This window comes from Priestia sp. FSL P4-0332 (assembly GCF_038005845.1).
Lineage (GTDB): Bacteria > Bacillota > Bacilli > Bacillales > Bacillaceae_H > Priestia.
Genome location: NZ_JBBOUA010000003.1, coordinates 20,599 through 44,430, shown reverse-complemented (window position 1 = coordinate 44,430; position 23,832 = coordinate 20,599). Strand labels below are relative to the sequence as shown.

Genomic DNA, 23,832 nt, shown 5'->3' with positions numbered 1-23,832 from the left:
GTATTTGATAATGAAATGCCAATGGAGCGAATCGGCATGTTACTATCGTATGTATGTAAGATGGTTAACCAATACAAAGACCGATTATCTTAAAAGAGCTTTTTTGGAAATTTTATATCATTTTACTAATATTTAAAATAACACTAAATACGAATAACTTATATTTGTTTTATGAACTAATATTAAATCCCCAACATTTTAACAATAATTGAACAGCACCTTCTAAATCACCTTCAGGAATTCCAGCAAAACCAAAAACAATATTAGGAGGATTTTCTTGTTCTTTTTCAAATGAGTAAGTGGATAATGGATATACCTTTATAGCTTCATCACCTGCTCTTCGAACCAATTCTTTTTCATCCATCCCATTATTAACCATAAGAACGATATGAAGGCCAGAATGCCCACCAATAATAGAGAGTTTATCTTGATACGGTTTTAATAATTCTAATACTCTTTCAAGCTTACGACGGTAAATCTTTCGCATTCTGTTTAAATGTCTCTCAAAATCACCTTTTTTTAAAAATTGAGCTAAGATATGTTGGTCAATTCTTGAGACAGAAGAGGAGTTATAGAAAGATAGTTTTTCTTTATATTGTTGTAGAAGAGGCCTTGGTAGCACCATATAACTAATCCTAATAGATGGCATTAGAGATTTTGAAAAAGTGCCCAAATAAATTACTTTTCCGCCGAGATCCATGCTCTGCAAGGCAGGAATGGACTTTCCACTATAGCGAAATTCACTATCATAATCATCTTCTATTATATAACGGTTCTTATCTTCTGCAGCCCATTTTAATAGCTTAGTCCGTCGATTTATTGATAACACAGTACCATACGGAAAGTGGTGGGAAGGGGCTAAGTAAACGACATTAATATTTTTCCGATGAACATCTTCTACTTTTACACCTTCTTCATCCACTCCAAGAGGATAAACTTCATTTTGAAAACTCTTGAGCATCTTTAGAATTAAATGGTAACCTGGATCCTCTACACCATAAATCGTTTCTTTGTTAAAGAGGAGCAAGAGTTGGTGTAATAAGTTTTCAATCCCAGCCCCAACGATAATTTGATTAGGTGAACATTGTACTCCTCGAGCGTGATACAAATAATGAGCAATTTCCTCCCGTAATTCTATTTCTCCTTGTGAGTCTCCAAGTAATAATAAGGAGTGATTATCCTTGTTAATTGTGTCTTTGGCATGCTTACGCCAAATGGAAAAAGGGAAATTCTCAGTATCAATCGAGCTTGGATGAAAATTGTATTTTATGTCTTTCTTAGTTATTTCAATATTCTCCCCCAAATGATTGTTTACTTGTATATATTCTAAGTCATCATAGGCCATAACAAAGTATCCTTTACGGGGAGATGCCTCTACATATCCTTCTGCAGCCAGTTGCTCATAAGCTGTCTCAACAGTATTCCGACCTATTTTTAGAAAACTAGATAGCTTCCGTTTGGATGGTAATTTTGTCCCGTAAGAAAGGCGTCCTTCTATGATTTCTTTTTTTATATGCGAATATAATTGTTCGTATAATGGTATACCATTTAGTCTATTTAATTGACATGATAACATTTCCACTTCTAACAACCTCCCTGTAACTGGACCTATTGTTTTTTGGAAAACTGGCACTTCCAATGAAGTCAATTACTTTTTATACTATTTCATATATTCGTAAAATACAAGAGTTAGTGAAATGGAGTGTATGAAATGAAGAAATCATTAGGTACTGATCGTGTAAAACGAGGAATGGCAGAAATGCAAAAAGGTGGCGTTATCATGGACGTTATCAATGCAGAGCAAGCAAAAATTGCAGAAGCAGCAGGTGCTGTTGCTGTTATGGCACTAGAACGCGTTCCAGCTGATATTCGAGCAGCAGGTGGCGTGTCTCGTATGGCAGATCCGACAATTGTAGAGGAAGTAATGAATGCTGTATCTATTCCGGTCATGGCAAAAGCGAGAATTGGGCATATTGTAGAAGCACGCGTACTAGAAGCAATGGGTGTAGACTATATTGATGAAAGTGAGGTACTCACACCTGCGGATGAGGAATTTCACCTTAACAAAAGCACATTCACGGTACCATTTGTTTGTGGATGCCGTGATTTAGGAGAAGCAGCAAGACGAATTGGTGAAGGTGCTGCCATGCTTCGAACAAAAGGTGAACCAGGAACAGGAAACATTGTAGAAGCAGTACGCCATATGCGTAAAGTAAATGCGCAAGTACGTAAAGTTGTGGGTATGGACGAAAATGAGCTCATGACAGAAGCAAAACTATTAGGCGCTCCTTATGAGTTATTACTGCAAATTAAACGTGAAGGTCGTTTACCAGTTGTCAACTTTGCTGCAGGTGGTGTAGCTACACCTGCAGATGCAGCATTAATGATGCAATTAGGAGCAGATGGTGTGTTCGTTGGATCAGGTATCTTTAAATCGGATAATCCAGAAAAATTTGCTCGTTCAATCGTAGAAGCAACGACTCATTATGAAGATTATGAGTTGATTGCAAAGCTCTCAAAGGGATTAGGGAATGCAATGAAAGGAATTGAAATTTCTACAATTTTGCCAGAGAATCGCATGCAAGAACGAGGCTGGTAATTTTTAAATAGATAATGTTTCTTACAGAAAGCTATTCTTTTTACTAACTCAATTTTTTTCTTAAAATATAAAGGTTATTTCTGAAAAGCTAATTTTTGTTATTGAAAATACCATTGCTTAGAACAAGCAATGGTATTTTTTCCTTCTCTATCCTTAATGATTTTATCATTATCTAACACATTATATTTTTCTAATATGCATGTGTAATTAATACACAAAGGAAAAACAGGGACCAAACGGTCCCGAAAACCATAAGTGAGATACGCATAAGTTTTTCTGCCGAAATCTTAAAAAATTTTTCAATGATAACAAAGAGGATTTCTACTATCCATATATCAGGAGCCGAACTAATTTCATCATATGGACGCTTCCATCCTCCATAGATAAAAATAAGCCCTACTAAAATCATACAACAAATAATAACAACTGCCATTCAAGTCCTGCCTTCTTTTATAATCTAAATACCGCCTAAATACTTTTCTTCATGCCACAATCCCGGCATTCACGCAAGAAAACGCCACCTTTTACCGAACTTTTGAAGTAAGCTGAGTTGCAATTGTCACATCGACCACTTACCTTATCTGGATATTCAGCGTAGTCATACACTTTATCAAGATCTATTTCTTGCTCTTTTATTTCTTCCAGGTTGATCACTCTTTTCTATTTGGCTTTTATTAATTTATCACAAAAAGTGAAGGTGAAATTATTTTATGTAAAACGGACATCAATTAGTTCACTTAACCTCATTTTGTTCTTTAATTTAAACACTTCATCGATAAAAACAAACAAATTCCTCAGTGAATCAACAAATTGTATGAAATCTGTTTCTCAATTACTTGAGGAGAAAGGAAGCCTTAATCTTTATATGGCAAGGCTTCCTTTTGATAAGTTTCTTCTATATTATATGGTTTTTATTAAGACACAGATTTAAGTTCCTCGGTTAAACATAATAAGCTTCTACGTTTTTATTCCTTAAAGGAAGGTCAATTTCCTCAATGATTTTCCTTTTGGTAAAGTCCTTCATAATTTGCTCCGAAAAATGTACTATTTCTCACCATGATATAAAGTAATTTCATCAAGCGTAATGAGTTTATAGATTCATTTAATTTCAATAAAAAGTAAATAACTAAATTATCAATAGAAATCATTTTCTATAATGGTAAATATGACTCTTTTAATATAATTATAGGAATTCAGTGAATAATAGTTATATCCTTCGGGAAAAACTCAAAAGATGCTAATTAGTTTCAATATATATAGGGGGAGAAAAGAAATGGTAGATTTTTTAGGTGTTATTGGTTTATTAGGGTTTATAGTTTTTTTAATTTGGGGAATTGTTAGAGCTATACGAAAGAAGAAAGCTAAAAAATATTTCTTAATCTCTGTTGGTAGTTTAATTCTTTTTTTAGTTTTTGCAGTTATTGGTGGACAACAAATGCAAAAAGAAGAGGAAGCGCAACAAGCTAAAGAGGCTAAAATGCAAGCTGAGAGAGAAGCAAGAATTGAGAAGAAAACAGCCACTACAGCTAGTGCAACTGCAAAGCCTACCCTTAAGTTTGTAGAAGCAGCAGGAATCATTTATAAAATGGTAGGTGATACAAAAAGTGCAGATGTTGATATGACTAAAGCTAAATTTATTAAAACAAGCGTCATGAAAGGTTATCTTACTACTAAGATGAAAGACCATGTTTACATGTATGCTGATGTAGGTAAATCTGGAGAATGGATTCAGGCAACATTTGACGACAAGGATAACGTAATTAAAAAGGTTGAAATGAGTCCTAACTTAGAAAAGAAAGTAGTTGCTTCTGTAGATAAAGAAAAAGCAACAGAGACAGCTAAGAAAGAAGAAGCTCAAAAGAAAGTTGATGAACAAAAGAAACAAGAAGAGCAAAAAGCTAAAGAAGAAGCTCAAGCTAAAGCAGCAGAAGAGAAACGTAAACAGGAAGAAGCAGATCGTGTTGCTGAAGAAAAGCGTATAGCAGAACAGAAGCAAAAAGAACAAGAAGCGTTACAAGCAAAACAACAAGCTGAAGCAGAACAAGCACGTAAAGAAGCTGAAGAAAAGGCCCAAGCTGAAGCTGAAGCACAAGCTCAACAACAGCAACAACAAACTCAGACGGCTTCATTTGCAAACTGTACAGAAGTTCGTGCAGCAGGAAGAGCCCCAATTAGACAAGGTGAGCCAGGATTCGAACCGAAGTTTGACCGTGACGGTGATGGAATTGGCTGTGATCAGTAATAACTCATTAAAATGAGCATAAATAAGCAATATAATAAAAGAAATGACCTTCATTAATGTGGGTCATTTTTTTATTCCTAGATAAAGTTAATAGTAATTTACCATATTATAATAAGTGGTAATACACGGTATAATTAGCTGTGTTAATTATAAATGGAAGTAAGTTTTAAAAATGAAAAAAATATACATTATAGAGTCTATCTTACAAACGGAAATAAATTATGTTCATTTACTTAAAAAATTTAATGAAACAAGTTTAGATATTTTTGAAATCTTCACCTTCGATTATCAACCAGCTATACAAGTATTTATTGGCGATATGTTTGATGATGTCTATAATGAAAATGTAGATACATATGAAAACAAGGATGCATCTGTTATTAGTAAGCATATTTTTCAATTTGATTCCACATTATTAGATGAAGTTACACTGGATGAAATGATTGAAGTATTGGTAGAGCTTTTTGAGGTTGAAAATACCTCTCTGAAACATATATGGAATATGCTGAACTAGGTGTAGAATTTGCGGTTGTTGATCAAAATGATTTCAATTATCAACTAATAGAAAAATTACTAAAAGTTGAACTTGGAGAATTACGTGAACAGTATCTCCAAGCAGATATTACGCTCTATGTTTTGAAAGAGGAAATCAGAGAAACGTTAAAAGCTAAAGCTGACAATGTCGTGCAAGCAGAGGCAGATGTCCTAGCAGAGCAAGAAGAACCTTCAGAAGACCCACAATGGGAGGACTCACAGGCAATTGCAGAGCAAGGCTTAGAGGAGCAGAGTGTGTCTGAAGAGCAAGCTGTTCAACTTGTTCGTCAAAAATTAGCTATACCCGATAGTTCGGATACTATTGTGGAATTAGATCACATTGATTCAGATGGGAAATATGTGGTTCATGCTTATAATGTTGTTATTGATGATGAAGCGACTGGAGAAGGACATAATGCTACTGTGGCTTGGTATACTGTAGATCCTATTGATGGAACTATGGTTGATCAATTTGCGGACTTACAATAAATAGCATTAATATGATTTGGATTTTTATAACATTTATAATTTATAAAATTACTTTCGGAAAGAAGCGCATTAAGTAGGTTGGTAAAAAGATTAATGAGGAATTAAATCAAGTATAAGCTGGTTAGAAGAGAGAAAAAAAGCAAGAATTCAAATTGCAAATAGAAAAATAAGAGGTTTAATTTAAAGAAAAAACGGGAAAACAACACTCATTTAAAACTAGTTTAATTCAATAAAATGGATAAAAGTAATAATATTGTCATATACAATAGCAGAAATTGACGAATAAAGGGAAAATACGTATAATACCCCAGATTATTGTTGAAGTTGTCAAAAAAAGAGTTTAATATGAAATTGTTAGCAAATCTGACACACAAATATTGGGGGTAGAAGAAATGAAAAAAGTAACATTTGCTTTGGCGGCAGCATTAACATTTGGGGGAATTGGTACTGTAGCAACTACAGCATCAGCAGAATCAAACGGTTTAGACAAAGACTGTTCTGATTTCAAAGGCCAACCATATCAAGCAGTAGTAGACTACTGGAATTCAAAAGGATACACAGCAACAAACGATCCTGAGCGTTTAGATGGCTGGGGTAATAAGGTAGACGATGGTATTCCTTGTGAAGCTCCATCCGACTATGATACTTCTAAGATTAATGGTATTGGTAAGAAAGAAGAAGCTACTTCAGAGGAAACAACTAAAGAAGAAACTACTGAAGAGCAACCAGCAAAAGAAGAAACTGCTACTAAAGAAGACAATTCTTCTTCAGAGCAAAAAACTACTTCTGACAAAAAAGAAGGCGAAGAGCTTCCTGAAACAGCAAGTAATAATCCACTTGGTGTAGCAGCTGGTTTAGCTGTTGCGGCTGCTGGCGTGGTATTATTTACTCGTCGTAAAAATTCAAAAGCATAATATAATGGATATATAAAATAAAAGGGACGGGATTATTCCTGTCTCTTTTTTATAGAGGTGCAGTTGTATGAGAATATTAGGCATTTGTCTATTTGTGATAGGCATTTCCTTAGCTGGCTATTCATTCTTTGAGTGGAACTTAGGAAGATCATCTTCGGAGGCTCTATCTCAGAAGGAAATAAACCATTATGAAGTAAAAGAAAAAGAAGATGTAGGCCAACAAAGCACTGAAGTAAAACAAGAAGATTCAACTAGCGATGTGAATCTAGAAGAAGTCGATACCAAGTCTTCAGAGAAGATGGAAGATTATAATTACAACAAAGGTCAAAAAGTAGCGAATCTCGTTATTCCTAAACTCGAATTAAAATACTCAGTGTATTGGGGAACAGATGCTGATACCTTGAAAAGAGGCGTAGGGATGTTTGTTAGTGATTTAACTACTACTCCAAAGGGAATGGGACACACAGTATTAAGTGGGCACCGCGACACTGTATTTACAAGGCTAGGTGAACTTAAAAAAGGTGACAATCTAATTGTAGAATTTGATAATAAGCTTTATGAATACCAAATTAAAAAGATTTGGATTACACATAAAGAAGATCGGACAGTAATTGTTCCTAAAGATAAGCCTACGCTTACACTAACGACTTGCTATCCATTTGATATGATTGGAAAAGCGCCTGATCGCTACATTATTCAAGCTGAAATGATAAATAACTAAAAGCGACTTACCATTAATAGGTATGTCGCTTTTTATTTTATTCATCTAGTTATTAACCTTGTTGAAGTTGAGTCCAATCAGTAATTAACTTGCCATTTATAACATCATTGGAAGTAATAATTAATTTCTTAAACTTATCTACTTTTTCAGCAAACCCCATTCCGTTGAGAAATAGCCACTTATGAGTGATATCTGGGTGTAATTTAGAATCCTGATTTAACGCTGTTGCTACTATGTAGCTACTGCAGTAGGAGATGAGTAGAAGATTACATGTATTAAGATAGACTTTTTTAATTAACTTGAATATATTAATTAGATAAGTGCATGTAGAAGGCTTATAGAATCTCTCTCTTATCTATTTCTTTATCAGCTTTTAAATTTTTCTCCCTCTTTCCTAATTCGCTATTTCTGTAACCAAATATACAGTAAACAATAAGACCAATCACCAACCAGATTCCGAATCCAATCCAAGTGGTCATCGGTAAATTAAACATAAGGTAGCCACAAAATAACATAGAGATAATAGGGATAAACGGAACAAATGGGACTTTGAAAGCGCGTGGTAGTTCAGGTTGTGTTTTACGCAAAACCAATACGCCTACCGAAACAACCAAGTACGCAAAGAGTGTTCCGATATTAACTAGTTCAGCTAATCTATGTAAAGGAATGAATCCAACAAAAATTGCAACTAAGATTCCTGTAATCCACGTATTTATAATAGGGGCTTTCTTAACTGAATCGACTTTGGACATTGTTTTAGGCAATAAGCCATCCCGACTCATAGCAAAAAACAAACGTGTTTGTGCGTATAAAAGTACAAGTAACACTGTAGTCATTCCCGTCAAAGCTCCTACCGAAATAAAGCCTGCTACCCAGTCTTGGTGAATATAGCTTAATGCAAAAGCTACCGGGTTTTTCACATTTAATTCAGTAAAGGGAACAATGCCCGTTAGAATGAAGGAAACAATAATATATAAGATCGTACATATAGTAAGGGAAGAAATAATCCCGATAGGCATATTGCGCTGAGGATTTTTTACTTCTTCTGCTGCAGAAGCTATAGAATCAAAGCCAAGGTAAGCAAAAAAGACAGATGCAGCACCTGCTGTTACCCCAGAGAAACCAAATGGCATAAATGGTGTCCAGTTTCCCGGTTTTACATACCATATTCCGATGACAATGAATAAAAGAACAACAGCAATCTTAATCACAACCATGATATTATTTGCACGTGTAGATTCACGTAAACCACGAGAGAGCAGAAAGGTAATAACTAAAACAGCAGTAATAGCTGGAACGTCAATAAAGGTACCTTTTCCAGGATCGTAAGCACTTGTTATAGCAAGTGGTAATTTCAATCCGAACCCACTTAATAATCCTTGAAAATAACCTGACCAGCCACTAGCAACTGCTGAAGCTGCAAGTCCATATTCCAACAGTAATGCCCAACCAAGAATCCAGGCCATCACTTCACCAAAAGTAACATAACTGTAGGTGTAAGCGCTACCAGAAATAGGGATAGAAGAAGCAAACTCTGAATAACATAGCGCAGCAAATATACAGGCAAGTCCTGAAAAGATAAACGAAAGCACAAGAGCCGGTCCTGCGTGTTCTGCGGCGGCTACTCCTGTCAAAACAAAAATTCCTGTGCCAATAATGCAGCCAATCCCCATCATTGTTAGATCTTTAGCTCCAAGTACTTTGTTCAGAGATTTATCCGTTTCTTGAATACTGGCCAACATATGAGAAATTGACTTTTTTCGAAATAAATCCATGTAGGTTCTCCCCTCAAAAATGGAATATTTGTTTTATCATTTGCACTTCTCTAGAATAAGCGTATTAATGGCCTTAATAATTTAAAAAAGGAAATTTTTTTATTCTATCTATCAGATTATTCCCATACCACTTTTCTGTTTTCATGAATACTTATCTTTAAAAATTTTAATAGCATGTAATGATTAAATAAAAGGGAGCTGGGCGTTTAAATAACGCCCGGTACAAAAAGCATAAAGGCTATGGTATCGGCCATAAAATTTAACTAAGTATATTTTTCTATTTATACCAGCTCTGCATGTAAGAAGAATCTTCGTAACGATGTGCTTGCTTAACGACATGAAGTGGTCGGAATGTATCAATCATAACAGCTAGTTCTCGCGTTTCTTTTTTCCCGATGCTTTCTTCCATTTTCCCTGGATGCGGACCGTGTGGCAACCCACTTGGATGAAGAGTAATAGATCCCTCCTCAATTCCACGCCTACTCATAAACTCTCCATCCACATAGTATAGTACTTCATCACTTTCTACATTGCTGTGTACATAAGGAGCCGGAACGGCCTCTGGATGATAATCATATAATCGTGGCACAAATGAACAAATTACATAGTTATGAGCTTCAAATGTTTGGTGAACTGGAGGTGGCTGATGAATTCTACCTGTAATTGGTTCGAAATCATGAATACTAAAAGCATAAGGAAACAAATACCCATCCCAACCTACGGCGTCTAATGGATGAAAGTCAAATAAATAAGAAGTCAACATACCTTGAGCTCGCACACGAACCTCGAATTCTCCTCGTTCATCTTTTGGCTCTAGTTTTTCTGGTGTTCTTAAATCACGCTCACAATAGGGAGAGTGCTCTAGAAGTTGACCATGCTCATTACGATAGCGTTTTGGAGGCATAATTGCTGAGTTTGATTCCACAATGAGAAATCGTGCCTGTTCTGTTTCTAGAACTACTCTATATGTAGTACCAATAGGAATAACTAGGTAATCACCTGGAAGAAAGGACAATTCACCAAAGATACTCTCTATTTTTCCTTTTCCTTCATGGACATACAGCATTTCATCGCCTTCCCCATTACGATAAAAATATGACATTTGTTGTGTTGGCCGGGCAACTCCAATGGCTACATCATCATTAACCATAAAGATTTTTCTTGCTTCAAGGAAATCTCCCCCTGCTTCGGTTTCCCAAGTGTGAAAGTGACGATGCTTAAGTGCCTCTTTTTCTTCAATCTCATAATGGATTTCTGTGATTTTTTTAGCCTCTCTTACTTGTGTTGGGGGATTGATATGATAAATTAGTGATTGAATACCCGAAAAACCTTTCGTTCCCATAACTTGCTCATAGTGTAAGCTCCCGTCTTCTTTCCGGAATTGTGTATGGCGTTTAGCAGGAACCTTCCCCATCTTTACATAATGCGGCATAAACACTGCTCCTCTCTTATTGTATTACTTCGCGAAGTGCTTGGATAAACGCTTCATTTTCTTCTTTTGTTCCGATTGATACACGAATTGTGTTTGGGAGTCCCAATACCCCTCCGGAACGAACGATAATTCCTTTATGCAGTAACGATTGAAACACATTATCACCTGATGAATTTAGCCTTATCATTACAAAATTACCTTGGGATGGAAAATAGCTGAGACCCATTTTTTCGACCTCTGCTGAAATATATAACCTTCCTTTCTCGTTCTCTTTTTTACACTTGCTAACAAACTCTAAATCTGCCAATGAGGTAGTGGCTGCAACTTGTGCCATACGGTTAGTGTTAAAGGGTTCCTTTACCTTAATAAGTTCCTTTACAAAATTTGAATGCATTACTCCATAGCCAATACGTAGAGCAGCCAATCCATAAATTTTTGAAAAAGTACGTAAGACAATCAAGTTTGCATGAGAGTGAATAAGTGGCACCGTATCCAAGTGGTCTTCTGCTGTCACATATTCAAAATAAGCTTCATCAACAACAAGCAGTATATGATTAGGAACTTGATTAATAAATGATGTCAGTTCCCTCTTTCCAACAATCGTTCCAGTAGGGTTGTTTGGGTTACATACAAAAATCATGCGCGTTTTGTCCGTAATAGCAGCGAGCATACCACCAAGATCGTGCACCCCGTTCACAAGTGGTACTTTAATCGCCCTGCCCCCTTCGATGATGACATTCGTTTCATAACGAGGGAATGTGACGTCTGCCATGATAGCCTCGTCCCCAGAACGGATATAGCTGCGTGTGAGCAAACGAAGAATTTCATCCGACCCATTTCCCGTTATAACTTGCTCTTCCTTAACTTTTAATTGTTTCGCTATTTTTTTTACCAGAACAGGCGCCGTTCCTTCCGGGTAAAACATTAAATTTTCCATTTCTTTTATCATGGCCTCTTTTGCCATTGGTGAATAACCTAATGGATTTTCATTTGAAGCAAGTTTAATAATGCGATTAAGACCTAATTCTCGCTTCACTTCTTCAATAGGCTTACCTGGTTTATAAACATCAAGACCTTCTAATTCTTTCCGTGAGATGATTTTATGTTCAAGTACTTCCATGCTTTCACCTATCCTGTTCTATGTAATTTTGTTACAGACTGATACAGTGATTTCTCCAACCTTTTTTCTCCACTTTCACCCATAAGTTCTATTTAGTTGTAAAGCCCATCAGTTGACTCTAATCCCATTCCCACACACATCTGTCTTGGAGCATACTGAACGAGCTTTACGAGTTAAATTTGAGATAAAGTATAAGATTGTTTAAGAGCTGGCAGAACTCGGCCTGTCACTTCTCCAAATCCAATCCTATATCCCTCTCCTTGACACCACCCTGTAATAGTTAGCTGATCTCCGTCTTCTAACCAAACCCTTTGTTCTCCATTTTCTATTTCTATCGGCTCAGTTCCACGCCATGTTAGCTCCAATAAACTTCCTCGCATCTCTTTTTCAGGCCCACTAATTGTTCCTGAAGCAAGCAAATCACCAGGACGTAAATTACATCCCCCTACTGTATGATGAGCAATCTGTTGAGCCATGGACCAGTAAAGATAACGAAAGTTACTTGTGGAGATGGTTTTGGAATTTTTCATTCCTTCTCCCTTAAGATTCACCTCTAAATGAATATCAAATGAACTAGGTTTATTTGTACGTAAATAAGGTAACGGCTCTGGCTCCTGGTCTGGTCCAGCTACTCTAAAAGGCTCGAGAGCTTCAAGTGGTACCACCCAAGGAGAAATTGAAGTAGCAAAGCTTTTAGCTAAGAATGGGCCAAGTGGTTGGTATTCCCAGGATTGGATATCTCGAGCGCTCCAATCATTGACTAGTACAAGACCGAAGATTTGTTCCTCAGCATTTTCTAGGGCAATGCTTTTTCCTCTTTCATTACCTGGACCAATAAACCATCCCACCTCTAATTCCAAATCAAGTTGACAACTCGGACCAAATAAAGGTGCATTTGAATTCGCTGGTTTCGTTTGTCCTTGTGGACGCCTTACATCAGTCCCACTAAGAACTACTGAACTAGCTCGTCCATGATACCCAACTGGCAAGTGAGTCCAATTCGGCATTAGGGCATTTTCCTTTCCCCTAAACATAATCCCTACATTAGTTGCATGCTCTTTTGAAGCATAAAAATCTGTATAATCCCCAATTTGTGCAGGCAAAAGCATTTTGACATTTTTTTGAGGGATTAATGCAATATCACGAAGGGCATAGTTATCCCTTAAAATTGACTCATCTTCATGTAGTAATTGTTGGATACGTCTTCTTACATCCCGCCATGCTTTAGTTCCAAGAGCCATAAATTCATTAAGAGAAGCTTGTTCAAAAACTCCTTTTCCATCTACATCCGTACCATCAAAATATCCCTCAGCATCTAGCACGGAAAGATCCAACACATAATCACCAATCGCAACTCCAATACGGGGACCCCCCATCATAAGGGGGCGAAATACACCGTAAGGAAGGTTTTGAATGGGAAAATGAGATTTAGGATCTACCTCTATAAATGATTTCATCATCTCCACTCCTCTTCTATACTATAAATTCCTAATGCACGTAAGTCTTCACGGGGCTCATCGAAACTACAGCTGCCATATGAACAAAGTAATTTTTCTCGTAATCTTATAATTTCAGAAGTTGGGACAGTTAAATCGTGCCATTGTAATCCTTTATCAGTGAACTTGAAATTCTTTGATTTCTCATCATCAAGAATTTTTACTGTTGATACTATATCTAGTTTTTTGATATGAGCTAGCATCCCAGCTGTAAAAACATTGAGGAAACCATGCATTCGTGTATTCACTTCTTCACGATACATACGAATTGGATGATGTAGTCCTGCCGTGAACTTTACGGGAATATCTCGATCACGACATCCGACAAGTACGGTTGCTATTTGCTGAGAAGTTGGAAATGCTTTTGCTGTAACTCCACCAGTCCGTAATTTAAATCCTAGTAAGAGATCGCTTTCATTATTATGCGCAGCAATAATATCTAGAGTTTCAAGTATTTTAGATTCCCAGTCCCTATCTAAAGGTATTGTCGCCTCACAAAAGGCTTTTAGCCTGCTCTTGTCCGTTGCTTTTGTAATAGTTTGTAATAAAGCACGGTCAGGTATATGAGGCGGGAGAGGAATCTCACATATGTCAATTTTGACATTCCTCTCGTATTCATTACGAAAAGACCTAACTATTTCAAGATCCGTATGTAAGCTATTTAGGCATTCGATCTTATTATTACTCCTAGATCCTAAAGCTGAGATAATTAATGGACGTTCGTTTGAAAACATTGATACATACGGAATAAGTTGATTTAGTTGTGAGATAGGAATGATAAACCGTCCTAGCATAAATGAATCTTTACAAACTTGAAATTTCTTGTAATTTTTTATTGAGGTTTCCAGAGATAAATTAGCTGGTGGAAACAACCCAGCATAATCAATTAGATCTGATAAAAAAGCATGGATACTAGTTTGCAATTTTGAGCTCTCGCTCATCTCAACACCACTTCCAGCTATACTCTTTATATTCATGTCGCATTCCTCCTTTCTTTTTCATATTTACCAAACAAATATTAATTTAGCTTTAACTATAGCTTAAATATTCCCTCGACGTTCTTGTTCACGTTCAATGGATTCAAATAATGCTTTAAAATTTCCATCTCCAAATCCTAGAGCACCTTTACGTTGAATAATTTCAATAAACAAAGTCGGACGATCTACAATAGGTTTTGTGAAAATTTGAAGTAAATATCCTTCATCATCACGATCAACTAAAATACTAAGTTCTTGCAGCTTTTGTAAATCTTCATCAATTTTTCCTACCCGTTCACTTAGTTCTTCATAATAAGTAGCTGGTGTGTCAAGAAACTCTACACCATTGTCTTTCAATGCTTTAACTGTTTTAATAATATCGTTTGTAAGTAGTGCTAAATGCTGAACACCTGGGCCTTTGTAAAAGTCTAGGTATTCTTGAATTTGTGATTTTCTTTTTCCTTCCGCCGGCTCGTTAATCGGAAACTTAATACGCCCTGTTCCATTCATCATTACTTTAGACATAAGAGCTGAATACTCTGTTGAGATGTTTTCATCATCAAAGTGTTTAAGTACATTGAAACCAAATACTTTTTCGTAATAAGTTGTCCACTCATCCATAACCTCTACGTTTCCTACGATATGGTCAATGCCAACAATTCCCGTAGAAGATGTACCAGTCTCTAATTCATAAGATTGATACCCTGGTAAAAAACTGCCTTTGTAATTTACTGTCTCGACTAACGTATGAACAGTGTCCCCATACGTACCAATAATCGCTTTCTTAACAATTCCATTCTCATCTTCTTCAGACCATGGCTCTCGAATGGCAATTGCTCCTCGCTCAATTGCTCCCTTATATGTCTTTTCAATATCAGAAACTTTTAATGCAATGTCTTTTGTTCCCTCACCATGTAGTTTTACAAATGCAGCAATATCTGTAGTCTCCTCAAGACTTCCTGTAACCACTAGACGAATTGCTCCTTGTTCAAGCACATAAGAAACACGATCACGACAACCTGTCTCTAATCCACGGTAAGCCTTAACTTTGAAACCAAAGGCATTTGAATAATAATAAGCAGCTTGTTTCGCATTCCCTACATATAGTTCTAAGTGGTGGATGCTTTGCACCGGAAAGATTTCCTCTTTTTTTGTTTTTTTCGTTTCTAATACTTTTTCAGACATTAAAACAACCTCCTGTTTTTTAGTAGATAAATAGTTTTATTCCCAAATAAGGGGATAATATTTCCAACAATCTAAATATTATAACTAGTTTTCTCGTTAAGCAAGCGCTTACATTGAAGCGTTTATTCTGTGAAAGGTTTCCTCCTTAACGTGCTAAAGCAAGAATACGTTGCTGTATATTCTTGCATCTTTTTTAAAAATATTTGTAAAATCATTCTAAATCCTATCAACAAATTATTAGCCTAAAGGAGAGAACAAAATGGAATATACTGTTAAATTTTGTCCTTGTAATTTTGAAGAAGAACTCTATGATGCAAAAGAGAAATTGCAACAAATTTCAAATGTGGAAATTATAGAAGAAAAATGTTTACTTTATTGCGGCCAATGTTTAGTACAGCCATTTGCATTAGTCAACGGTAAAAACATTGTCAGTGATAGTGTCAATGATCTTCTTGCAGATATTTTACAGCATCTCGAAGGCACACAGATAAATTGCAGTAAAACAAAACTACAGGTGAATTGTGAAGGGTGTGGGAGTTGTAATTACAATAAGAAACAAGTACTTCGTTGAATCTTTGATACATGTTAAGTATATGATGTTGGACTTATAGTATCGTCTTGCGTTGAAGGATGTTCTGTTAAGATATTACAAGTCATCTATTTAATCTTTTAACTTATTATCTTAAATTCGGCTTATTTCTAAGCATCAAGATTAAAAATGGATTTAATGATTGATTTATTAATATAATAAATATCTATAGTCAAGTATCCTTTTTAGATTAATGCTAATAGTGTTTTAATAAAGGAATATAAGAACAATTTTATTTGAAAATGGGGTGATGAAAATGGATTTGATTGATCGTAGCTTACTGCAATTTATACAAGAAGATAGTAGAATTACTGTCCATGAATTGTCTAAAAAATTACTTCTAAGTCCATTAAGTATAAAAAAAAGACTACAACGTTTAGAAAAAAATGGTACGATACAAGGTTTTACGGTAATTCTCTCGCCTAACGCAATTGGAAAAAGTGTAAAAGCAATTATTCAAATAGCAAATTTAAAAATAAAAACTCAACAATTTGAAGAAATTATCAAAGGAGAAAAAGATATTTTAGAATGTCACCGGATAACCGGAATAAACAGTTATTTTATGAAAACTGCATTTTCATCCATAAAACAGTTGGAAGCCTTTACAAACCGTTTAAGCCTTTATGGTAAAGTGGATACATCTTTGATTATTGCTTCTCCCGTATCTCATCAAATTTCACTACCCAAAACTGAGTATCTTCAGCCAAGCAAGAATGAATAACATACAGTAGTATCATTATAAAATGACTAGTATAAAACCATAGGGAAGTTAGTTACACCTGTGAACTACTTCTCTATTTAGGAAGCCTTTTTTTATTAACCAAATACTTTTTATTAACGAGTTTCTTTCTAAAAAATATCACGGGGGGAAATACCAACTTCTTGCATTGATTGAAATTGACGACCTTCATTTTACTCTCGACTGCTCCCATGTATGTATCCAAATCTTCTGTTTTCTATTTTATACTCCTTTTGTGGTTCTCTTCCTCTTATTACATTAAAAACGTTCGTAAAATTTTATGCATTTCATAAGACGTTCGTAATTCATTTTCAAATTTAAACGAACGATAAAAATGATGGATTTCTTATATAATATAAAAGTCCGTAAAGGTATACTTTTACGGACTTGATATTTAAAAATATTGCAGGATGCTAACATTACAAGTGCGCCAAATGGAAAAAGCACAGGAAAAACGATTGTCACAGAGAAATGAATTGGAAAGATAGATGGTTAAATTCCTTCTTCAACTAACTAAACTGCCTAGTTAGTTGAAGAAGGAATAATGAATTATATAGTCTTATCCCCATTTACTTTTCTGAATATTTTTGATATAATTAACAAACTTATGAAGTTCGTATATTGAGCACTTACGGGTGTAACCGCAGTCCCATCAATACCAGTAGCAATACTCTTACTCCTGTTAGCAATTGTATTAAGAATTGTCAGTTTAAAAATGACGGGAGAGATGCCTATGAAAAAATTATCTAGTCTTCTAAATGTAAGATTCCTTATGTCTGTTGTAACGGAAACATTTTGGACAGGAGTAGCTGGTATCGCTGTAGGTGCTGAGTATATGAGCGAACAAGTTTTCAAAAGTCGTCATTTGACGACTTTTTTTATTTGCTAAATTTTTTATTTTGATGATAAACAAATATATATATTTACAATAACCCAAGTTAAACTCAAGAAATCTAATAATAAATACCATTTAATTACACAATTACATTTGTGTAATTAAATGAATCTTTATATCTATTATAAAGATTTGGCGATAAATGGCTATTTTGCGTATCAACACTTACAAAGGACCATTCAATAATTGGAATTCGACTTATTGAATGGTCTTTTTTCATATAAATAACTTTGATTCCTTAAGTATTAGCAATTCCTTAATTCATACACTTCTTTAATTAATTCTTCTTCTAAAATGGACTCATATACTGCTTGTAAGTCAATATCAATGGGACGGCCATCTTCAAAGAAAATTTCTATATAATTCGCTTCGACTTCAAAGTCTTCTATATTTTTTGGAATTTCCCTGTCACTATTTTTAGCAGCTGCAGCGCGTTCCATAATGCCCCACTCTAGGTATTTAACTATTTTTGTAATTTTTTTATATTTATCTTTACTCTTCGTGCTCTTTAATTCCTCTTCAGTTCTTTCAAAGTCAATCCATTCCAAAGGTACATCAATATATTCCCTACCTTCATGACAGTAAGATAGAAAAACCTGAAGAATATATATTTCTTTATCTTTTTTCGAAAAATAATCATCAGTCAATTGTGGTATGGCATGATGGCCACTATACATTCGTCCTGTTGTAGCAGTAGGTGCTTGATTCGTTTCTCCTACGTACCAAGTCAATTTTTCATCTGTTTCTTTATAAGTAAATATATATAGAGGGCAAAAACATTCATCATATTTTCTACCCATCCCTGCAATATAATCCTTAAACGTTTTATTTACACGCTCATATGATTGAGGAGGGTATATGTAACTTTGCGTAACAGGAATAACTTTTCTAATAATTAATTTATAGGAAAGTACTTTAAAACAATTATCATCCCAAATAAACTCTGGTAACAAATTACTATCTTTACGAGTACCTGCCAAATAACTCATTTTATCGGATTTAATGTAATTCATAATAATAATTCCTCTCCTATTCTTGTATTTAATATGAAATTATTTGCTTGAGAAAATTAATAATTTTGTATATTCAACTAATAAAGGACTAATGATGTTTGTCATTGTCCACTTTTTCTACAAGTTAATTAATAGTTAAACTATTTTTAAATAAAGTATTTTATTATTTACTCTTATTAATAATGTAACAACATATATTATCTATATTTTAAAATTAAAAAGCATTAAGGGTTTATTTAACAAATTATTTTAAACTTATCTAACGTTTATTATTTTTATTTTAATGTTCGTTTTGACAGGGATGTGTATCTTAAGATACACAAGTAGAAATTACCTTTAACTTTTTTACTCAATAATTCCTTTACAATTTAAATTCTAAATATTTAAGGCAAGTTGATCAAAAAAGGTTAAATTATCCATATTTATCTTATATACTAAAAATTAACCAATACACAATAAGAAGGAGGAAGAAATCCTATGATAAGCATAAAAAAAGTTGCTTGTACTCATTATGGAATAAGAATGGGGGTTTTTAAACCTGAGGAAATAATCAGCTCTAACCATATGCAGTCCAGAGGATACCTCACTTGTCCTTATTGTGGCGATATTGAAATCGCTCATGAATGCCACGAAGGAAAATCAAGGTTTGTGGTTGCTGCTAATAGAGATTATACACATGATTGCCTTTATAAAAAATAATAAAAATTTGGTCGTTCCAAAAGTGTTGATTGCTTTTAGAACGACTTTTTTTGTATCAGAACCTTAGTAACTATATAGAGAATACTGATCTGATCAGTGTTTTCTATATTAATTTTCACAAGAATAAATGCATTCTCTCTATGTTACATTATAGCGATGGATGACATCTCACTTTTAATTATAGAATTTACGCTACTAATTATACTAGGTTTGTGTAACCAGTTTTTTGCATATCCTATATCTAGTTGACATGATCGATTTTAAAACAAGGAAAGCTAGTGAGCTGTCTGGATGAAAGAGCAGTAAGAGGAATGTTTTGGATTCTATGCAGCCATCTAACGATCTAGACCAAACAAAACAGATGGAAGAAATTAAAATCGAAGTGGAGCGATTTGTACTTTCTAGAATTAAATGTGGCTATTATCGTGGGGCTTATATCCTTCATGCTGATTTACGAAACAAGTCGTTTCTTTTCAGTGCAAAGGTGATGAAAAAGAGGTGTTAGTTGAATGGAAAAAGTCAAAATTAGTGCCAGCCAGTTGTTTATCTTAATGGTCCTGTTTGAACTGGGTAGTGCTTTGCTGATACCTCTTGCGATGAAAGCAAAACAGGATGCATGGCTGGCGATTTTGCTTGGAATGATATGTAGTTTCTTTCTATTTTTAGTCTATCATAAACTTTATTCCTATTATCCGAACCTCTTACCTACAGAGTACATGCAAAAACTCTTGGGGAAAGTGATAGGCAAGACAATTGCCTTTCTTTATATCCTGTACTTTGCGAATAGTGCAGCAAGGGTTCTACGCGATTTTGGAGAGATGTTGTTAACATTTTCCTATCCAAACACTCCTTTATTCATCGCGAATGCTTTATTGATGCTTGTCATTATTTATACCGTTCGGAAAGGAATAGAGGTGGTAGCGAGATCAGGGGAACTACTTTTTATTTTTATGTATATCCTTGCCGTTACTGGATTTACTCTAATTGTGTGTTCTGGTTTAATCAATTTCACAAACTTACAACCGGTACTTGAGGAAGGAATATGGCCAGTTCTAAAGGTTGTATTCACTCAAACTTTGTACTTTCCATTTGGAGAAACAGTCGTATTCTTAATGATCTTTCCGTATTTGAATAACTCTAAAAAAGCAAAAATTACTGGATTATGTGCAATCGGATTAAGTGGGATTAACTTAACTATTACAATGATTATTAATGCGAGTGTACTTGGAGTAGATCTTACTTCACGTTCACAGTTCCCTCTTCTCAGTACTGTACAAAGCATCCAGGTAGCTGATTTTTTAGAACGCCTTGATGTATTTTTTATGATAGCGTCGATTATCGTTGTGTTCTTTAAGATATGCCTGTATTTCCATGCTGTTGTAATCAGCACGGCGAGCTTATTTAAAATTCATTCACCTTCGCGTCTAGCTTATCCTATGGGACTTGTCATTATATTTTATTCCATCACAATCGCCAGTAATTTCCAAGAATTTCTTTACGAGGGAACCAAGATAATACCCTTTGTTTTCTTTCTTCCTTTTCAAGTAATAATCCCTCTTCTTCTTCTCACCGTAGCATTCTTAAAAAATAAGAAGAAACAGAGAGGATAGCAGGGCTATTGGTTTTAGTGCAACAATCAGCCACCTAGAAACATAGAGATCCACTCTCCTTTAAGTAGCTAGCTTATGAAGCTAATTTAAACAGTCTATTGATGAATATTCTATACATCTTCAGTTAACATAATGTATCTTCCAGAACCCTGCACAAAAAGAACTCTTGTATCCGAACTGGTCCCCATTGTTAGAGACACTCTCTGAGCAAATTAACTTTGGTTTATCGGTAAGCCTTGTTCAATCCAAATTTCAGCATTCTAGAAACTTTTGATTTGATTTTATAAGAAGGTCATTTCAAAGGAAATTTTTATGAAGTATAATGAAAATAAATCCCGTTTAGTATTTTATTCCAATTATGGATTGAGGGGAGAATTATATTGGAGAAAGCAATAGTTATTGGAGGAAGCATCGCTGGGAAACTAGCTGCTAAAGCCTTATCACATTCTTTTCGGCAAGTAATTATTCTAGAAGCTGGGGAAAAGTGGGAGGAGAAAGCCCCTAGAAAGAGGGTGCCTCAAAGTTATCATCCCCATGTTTTATTAAAAGGAGGAGAAGAAGCAATTGAGAAATTGTTCCCTCACTTCTTTAATCAATTAATCGAAGATGGAAGTATTATAAATAACTTTACAAGAGATTTAAAGTGGCACCATTTTGGTTCCTGGAAAAAGCGATTTTCAGGAGAATTAGAGATGATTCAACAAAGTCGCCCTATGTTAGAGTGGCATTTACAACACCGTATTGATCAAATTCCCAATATTACAACCGATTATGAAACAAAGGTCGAGCAACTATTATTAGATCATCAATGTAATAAAATATCCGGAGTACGAGTGCGCTCACTTAAGACAGGAAGAGAAAAAGAAATTCTTGCAAATGTTGTTATTGATGCTAGTGGTTTTGGTTCAAAGAGTGTAGAGTGGCTAAAATCATATGATATAGAGGTTAAGGAAGAGAAGGTCTGGATTAAGCTTTTTTACGCGACCAGATTCTTTCGTCTGAAGAATCAGAACCGACCTGACTGGTGTAATCTTCTGATTTCTCCTAGTTTCCCTGAAAACCCTTACGGTGCATATATTCAAATGATTGAAGGGAATCGTTTTTCTATTACCTTTAGTGGTTATGCCAATGAAAGTGCACCAAGAACAACTGAGGAGTTTTTCTCTTATGCACAAAAGTTACCCGTGCCTGATGTGCTTCATTTTCTAGAACAAGTAGAACCAATTTCAGAAATAAAAATACATACAATTCCTTATCAAGTACGTCGACGCTTCGATCTTGCCACTCTCCCAGAAGGTTTCCTAGTTGTTGGAGACGCTCACTGCCGTTTTGATCCTGTTTTTGGACAGGGAATATCTGTTGCTGCTATGGAGGCCTTAGAGTTGCAACGCTATTTTGGAAATTTCGCATATCCTAATAAAAGGTTTACCAAAATACTTCACAAGAGATTTTCTACTTTTATTGCAACTCCATGGGATATGGCAATTACAGAAGCATTTCGACACCCTGATATTACTGGAGAGAAACCTTTTATACAGCCAATTAAACAATGGTATAGTAAGAAAGTTTACCAGCTTTCGGCTTCTGATCCGGAGATTTATCTTAAGTTAGTTAGAGTGATGAATTTAATACGCCCACCTTTGCACCTTTTCCACCCTAAAGTTGGGTTTGGTATATTGACCAATTGGAAGAAACGAACAAATAGTAAGAAGTCGGCACGCTCTGAAAACTAAGATACGAATGTAGAGGTCTATTTAGGAAGGAAACGAAAATTTTCATAGGATAGACATTGTTGAATATATTACAATTAATTCCGAAATTATAAACAACTATATAAAAAAGGAGGGAATTCATTATGAACAAGCTATTAATTTTGACGATAGCTTCGGAAATGTTTCTTTTAGTACCCTTTCTGATTATTTACTTAACAACCAGAAAAACGAAAAAAAGCCTTCCTTTGATAATCTTGCTTATTATTGGAGGCGCGCCACTTCTCTATCTAGCCATAGATGATATGAATAGTAATTATATGGATGCCAATATCGGGTTGGGCTTGGCTTTTATGTTTACCTGGATATATAGTGCAATTGCCTTTATCGTTGCCATTATTCTAATAGTAAAAAGGAAAAGAAATAATAATATTTCAAAGGAACAGTAATCCTAGTTCTGGTGTAAGAAATCCAATATAAATGGAGGAATATAAATGAAACACCTTGTTGTATATGCCCATCCACATCCGGAAAGTTTTAATCATTCTATAATGGAAACCTTTGTTCAATCCTTAGAGAACAAAGGTCATGAGGTTGTAGTGAGGGACTTGTATGCATTGGATTTTCAGCCTGTACTAAAACCTGAAGATACGGCTGCTATGAAATCTGGCCATATCCCAGATGATATTAAAACGGAACAAGAATTCATTACACAATCAGATGTAATAACATTTATATATCCAATTTGGTGGGCTGGTCTTCCTGCCATTATCAAAGGCTATGTAGATCGTGTATTTTCTTATGGCTATGCGTATGCTTATGGTGAGGAAGGAATTATTCAGTTACTCAAAGGTAAGAAAGGTTTGATAATTAATACTCACGGTGCTCCAAAAGAGATGTATGACAAAATTGGAATGACAGCCGGGTTAAAAATTACGTCAGATGTTGGGATATTTAATTTTACAGGAATTGAACCTATAGATCATTTATTGTTTGGAAATGTCTCTGAACATCTTGAAGAGTCAGTACTGAAGGAAATGCTAAAACAAATTGACGAGAGAATCAATTCTATTTTTTAGAAGGATTAAAAAATG

At 35.0% G+C, this 23,832-nt stretch carries 25 protein-coding genes; 15 read left to right on the top strand and 10 right to left on the bottom strand.

Annotated elements, in window-relative coordinates; all coding sequences use genetic code 11:
* Positions 1-169 precede the first annotated feature (169 nt).
* On the bottom strand, positions 170-1,582 hold the full coding sequence (pdxR, locus tag MKY06_RS28285) for a MocR-like pyridoxine biosynthesis transcription factor PdxR (RefSeq protein WP_098399584.1): 1,413 nt from the start codon (positions 1,580-1,582) through the stop codon (positions 170-172).
* A gap of 129 nt (positions 1,583-1,711) precedes the next feature.
* Here pdxR and pdxS point away from each other — a divergent pair, with 129 nt between their 5' ends.
* Positions 1,712-2,599 (top strand): pyridoxal 5'-phosphate synthase lyase subunit PdxS, encoded by an 888-nt coding sequence (gene pdxS, locus MKY06_RS28280; RefSeq protein WP_029325415.1) that lies wholly within the window; start codon positions 1,712-1,714, stop codon positions 2,597-2,599.
* A 190-nt stretch (positions 2,600-2,789) separates the two neighbouring features.
* On the opposite strand, the gene MKY06_RS28275 is transcribed toward pdxS, so the two are convergent.
* Together MKY06_RS28275 and MKY06_RS30750 are read right to left on the bottom strand one after the other, a co-directional pair.
* Positions 2,790-3,032, bottom strand: a complete 243-nt coding sequence (locus MKY06_RS28275) for a hypothetical protein (protein WP_029325414.1) — start codon at positions 3,030-3,032, stop codon at positions 2,790-2,792.
* A gap of 35 nt (positions 3,033-3,067) precedes the next feature.
* A complete protein-coding gene (locus tag MKY06_RS30750) occupies positions 3,068-3,253 on the bottom strand; it encodes a hypothetical protein (protein ID WP_116299251.1) in 186 nt (61 codons plus the stop codon).
* Positions 3,254-3,872: 619 nt separating this feature from the next.
* Here MKY06_RS30750 and MKY06_RS28270 point away from each other — a divergent pair.
* From MKY06_RS28270 to MKY06_RS28250, 5 genes are all read left to right on the top strand, one after another.
* Entirely contained in the window at positions 3,873-4,841 is a 969-nt protein-coding gene (locus MKY06_RS28270; RefSeq protein ID WP_172738149.1) for an excalibur calcium-binding domain-containing protein, read from the top strand.
* Positions 4,842-5,013: 172 nt separating this feature from the next.
* Complete coding sequence (locus MKY06_RS28265) at positions 5,014-5,355, top strand: hypothetical protein (RefSeq protein WP_098278465.1); 342 nt, start codon at positions 5,014-5,016, stop codon at positions 5,353-5,355.
* Positions 5,337-5,864, top strand: a complete 528-nt coding sequence (locus MKY06_RS28260) for a hypothetical protein (protein WP_098278466.1) — start codon at positions 5,337-5,339, stop codon at positions 5,862-5,864. The genes MKY06_RS28265 and MKY06_RS28260 overlap by 19 nt, the downstream gene beginning before the upstream one ends.
* 392 nt (positions 5,865-6,256) lie before the next feature.
* Entirely contained in the window at positions 6,257-6,778 is a 522-nt protein-coding gene (locus MKY06_RS28255) for an LPXTG cell wall anchor domain-containing protein (RefSeq protein WP_098278467.1), read from the top strand.
* A gap of 67 nt (positions 6,779-6,845) precedes the next feature.
* Positions 6,846-7,499, top strand: coding sequence for a class D sortase (locus MKY06_RS28250; protein ID WP_098278468.1), 654 nt, complete (start codon positions 6,846-6,848; stop codon positions 7,497-7,499).
* Positions 7,500-7,834: 335 nt separating this feature from the next.
* Here the strand turns inward: MKY06_RS28250 and MKY06_RS28245 are convergent, their stop codons facing one another.
* From MKY06_RS28245 to hppD, 6 genes are all read right to left on the bottom strand, one after another.
* Positions 7,835-9,274: an amino acid permease gene (locus MKY06_RS28245; protein WP_098278469.1), complete on the bottom strand. Its 1,440-nt coding sequence runs from the start codon at positions 9,272-9,274 to the stop codon at positions 7,835-7,837.
* Positions 9,275-9,551: 277 nt separating this feature from the next.
* A complete protein-coding gene (locus MKY06_RS28240; protein WP_055991965.1) occupies positions 9,552-10,706 on the bottom strand; it encodes a homogentisate 1,2-dioxygenase in 1,155 nt (384 codons plus the stop codon).
* 16 nt (positions 10,707-10,722) lie between these two features.
* Positions 10,723-11,826, bottom strand: a complete 1,104-nt coding sequence (hisC, locus tag MKY06_RS28235) for a histidinol-phosphate transaminase (RefSeq protein ID WP_055991962.1) — start codon at positions 11,824-11,826, stop codon at positions 10,723-10,725.
* Positions 11,827-11,999: 173 nt separating this feature from the next.
* Entirely contained in the window at positions 12,000-13,283 is a 1,284-nt protein-coding gene (gene fahA, locus MKY06_RS28230; protein WP_223269025.1) for a fumarylacetoacetase, read from the bottom strand.
* Positions 13,283-14,299 carry a hypothetical protein gene (locus MKY06_RS28225; protein WP_223269024.1) on the bottom strand — a complete coding sequence of 339 codons (1,017 nt, stop codon included), beginning with the start codon at positions 14,297-14,299 and terminating at the stop codon, positions 13,283-13,285. Before MKY06_RS28225 ends, fahA begins: the two co-directional genes overlap by 1 nt.
* A 63-nt stretch (positions 14,300-14,362) precedes the next feature.
* Entirely contained in the window at positions 14,363-15,484 is a 1,122-nt protein-coding gene (hppD, locus tag MKY06_RS28220; RefSeq protein WP_055991956.1) for a 4-hydroxyphenylpyruvate dioxygenase, read from the bottom strand.
* A gap of 259 nt (positions 15,485-15,743) precedes the next feature.
* Here hppD and MKY06_RS28215 point away from each other — a divergent pair, with 259 nt between their 5' ends.
* From MKY06_RS28215 to MKY06_RS28205, 3 genes are all read left to right on the top strand, one after another.
* Positions 15,744-16,055: a DUF1450 domain-containing protein gene (locus tag MKY06_RS28215; RefSeq protein WP_098278471.1), complete on the top strand. Its 312-nt coding sequence runs from the start codon at positions 15,744-15,746 to the stop codon at positions 16,053-16,055.
* A gap of 274 nt (positions 16,056-16,329) precedes the next feature.
* Positions 16,330-16,794, top strand: coding sequence for an Lrp/AsnC family transcriptional regulator (locus tag MKY06_RS28210; protein WP_098239888.1), 465 nt, complete (start codon positions 16,330-16,332; stop codon positions 16,792-16,794).
* Positions 16,795-17,545: 751 nt separating this feature from the next.
* Positions 17,546-17,701 (top strand): hypothetical protein, encoded by a 156-nt coding sequence (locus MKY06_RS28205; RefSeq protein WP_098239887.1) that lies wholly within the window; start codon positions 17,546-17,548, stop codon positions 17,699-17,701.
* Between the two features lie 251 nt (positions 17,702-17,952).
* Here MKY06_RS28205 and MKY06_RS28200 read toward each other — a convergent pair whose 3' ends face one another.
* Complete coding sequence (locus MKY06_RS28200; RefSeq protein WP_098278472.1) at positions 17,953-18,720, bottom strand: hypothetical protein; 768 nt, start codon at positions 18,718-18,720, stop codon at positions 17,953-17,955.
* 477 nt (positions 18,721-19,197) lie between these two features.
* Between MKY06_RS28200 and MKY06_RS28195 the strand changes: the two genes are divergently transcribed.
* The 6 genes from MKY06_RS28195 to MKY06_RS28170 all read left to right on the top strand — a co-directional run bounded on the left by MKY06_RS28195 (position 19,198) and on the right by MKY06_RS28170 (position 23,817).
* Entirely contained in the window at positions 19,198-19,419 is a 222-nt protein-coding gene (locus tag MKY06_RS28195; protein WP_098278473.1) for a hypothetical protein, read from the top strand.
* 316 nt (positions 19,420-19,735) lie between these two features.
* Entirely contained in the window at positions 19,736-19,924 is a 189-nt protein-coding gene (locus MKY06_RS28190) for a hypothetical protein (RefSeq protein WP_098239884.1), read from the top strand.
* A 4-nt stretch (positions 19,925-19,928) separates the two neighbouring features.
* Positions 19,929-21,029, top strand: a complete 1,101-nt coding sequence (locus MKY06_RS28185) for a GerAB/ArcD/ProY family transporter (protein WP_098278474.1) — start codon at positions 19,929-19,931, stop codon at positions 21,027-21,029.
* A gap of 377 nt (positions 21,030-21,406) precedes the next feature.
* Positions 21,407-22,762, top strand: coding sequence for an FAD-dependent oxidoreductase (locus MKY06_RS28180; RefSeq protein ID WP_098399582.1), 1,356 nt, complete (start codon positions 21,407-21,409; stop codon positions 22,760-22,762).
* Positions 22,763-22,884: 122 nt separating this feature from the next.
* Positions 22,885-23,187, top strand: a complete 303-nt coding sequence (locus MKY06_RS28175) for a hypothetical protein (RefSeq protein ID WP_098239881.1) — start codon at positions 22,885-22,887, stop codon at positions 23,185-23,187.
* A 45-nt stretch (positions 23,188-23,232) separates the two neighbouring features.
* The gene (locus MKY06_RS28170) at positions 23,233-23,817 is read left to right on the top strand and encodes an NAD(P)H-dependent oxidoreductase (RefSeq protein ID WP_098278476.1); all 585 of its coding nucleotides are present in this window, start codon (positions 23,233-23,235) and stop codon (positions 23,815-23,817) included.
* Positions 23,818-23,832: the final 15 nt, after the last annotated feature.

Excerpts from the sequence above, each read along its gene's own strand:
- MKY06_RS28255 (WP_098278467.1), top strand. The coding sequence starts at position 6,257 with ATGAAAAAAGTAACATTTGCTTTGGCGGCAGCATTAACATTTGGGGGA.
- MKY06_RS28185 (WP_098278474.1), top strand. The coding sequence starts at position 19,929 with ATGGAAAAAGTCAAAATTAGTGCCAGCCAGTTGTTTATCTTAATGGTC.
- pdxS (WP_029325415.1), top strand. The coding sequence starts at position 1,712 with ATGAAGAAATCATTAGGTACTGATCGTGTAAAACGAGGAATGGCAGAA.
- fahA (WP_223269025.1), bottom strand. The coding sequence starts at position 13,283 with ATGAAATCATTTATAGAGGTAGATCCTAAATCTCATTTTCCCATTCAA.
- MKY06_RS28210 (WP_098239888.1), top strand. The coding sequence starts at position 16,330 with ATGGATTTGATTGATCGTAGCTTACTGCAATTTATACAAGAAGATAGT.
- MKY06_RS28225 (WP_223269024.1), bottom strand. The coding sequence starts at position 14,299 with ATGAATATAAAGAGTATAGCTGGAAGTGGTGTTGAGATGAGCGAGAGC.
- MKY06_RS28275 (WP_029325414.1), bottom strand. The coding sequence starts at position 3,032 with ATGGCAGTTGTTATTATTTGTTGTATGATTTTAGTAGGGCTTATTTTT.
- MKY06_RS28260 (WP_098278466.1), top strand. The coding sequence starts at position 5,337 with ATGGAATATGCTGAACTAGGTGTAGAATTTGCGGTTGTTGATCAAAAT.
- MKY06_RS28215 (WP_098278471.1), top strand. The coding sequence starts at position 15,744 with ATGGAATATACTGTTAAATTTTGTCCTTGTAATTTTGAAGAAGAACTC.
- MKY06_RS28195 (WP_098278473.1), top strand. The coding sequence starts at position 19,198 with ATGATAAGCATAAAAAAAGTTGCTTGTACTCATTATGGAATAAGAATG.
- MKY06_RS28250 (WP_098278468.1), top strand. The coding sequence starts at position 6,846 with ATGAGAATATTAGGCATTTGTCTATTTGTGATAGGCATTTCCTTAGCT.
- hisC (WP_055991962.1), bottom strand. The coding sequence starts at position 11,826 with ATGGAAGTACTTGAACATAAAATCATCTCACGGAAAGAATTAGAAGGT.
- MKY06_RS28200 (WP_098278472.1), bottom strand. The coding sequence starts at position 18,720 with ATGAATTACATTAAATCCGATAAAATGAGTTATTTGGCAGGTACTCGT.
- MKY06_RS28175 (WP_098239881.1), top strand. The coding sequence starts at position 22,885 with ATGAACAAGCTATTAATTTTGACGATAGCTTCGGAAATGTTTCTTTTA.
- MKY06_RS28170 (WP_098278476.1), top strand. The coding sequence starts at position 23,233 with ATGAAACACCTTGTTGTATATGCCCATCCACATCCGGAAAGTTTTAAT.
- hppD (WP_055991956.1), bottom strand. The coding sequence starts at position 15,484 with ATGTCTGAAAAAGTATTAGAAACGAAAAAAACAAAAAAAGAGGAAATC.
- MKY06_RS28245 (WP_098278469.1), bottom strand. The coding sequence starts at position 9,274 with ATGGATTTATTTCGAAAAAAGTCAATTTCTCATATGTTGGCCAGTATT.
- MKY06_RS28240 (WP_055991965.1), bottom strand. The coding sequence starts at position 10,706 with ATGCCGCATTATGTAAAGATGGGGAAGGTTCCTGCTAAACGCCATACA.
- MKY06_RS28265 (WP_098278465.1), top strand. The coding sequence starts at position 5,014 with ATGAAAAAAATATACATTATAGAGTCTATCTTACAAACGGAAATAAAT.
- MKY06_RS28270 (WP_172738149.1), top strand. The coding sequence starts at position 3,873 with ATGGTAGATTTTTTAGGTGTTATTGGTTTATTAGGGTTTATAGTTTTT.
- MKY06_RS28205 (WP_098239887.1), top strand. The coding sequence starts at position 17,546 with ATGAAAAAATTATCTAGTCTTCTAAATGTAAGATTCCTTATGTCTGTT.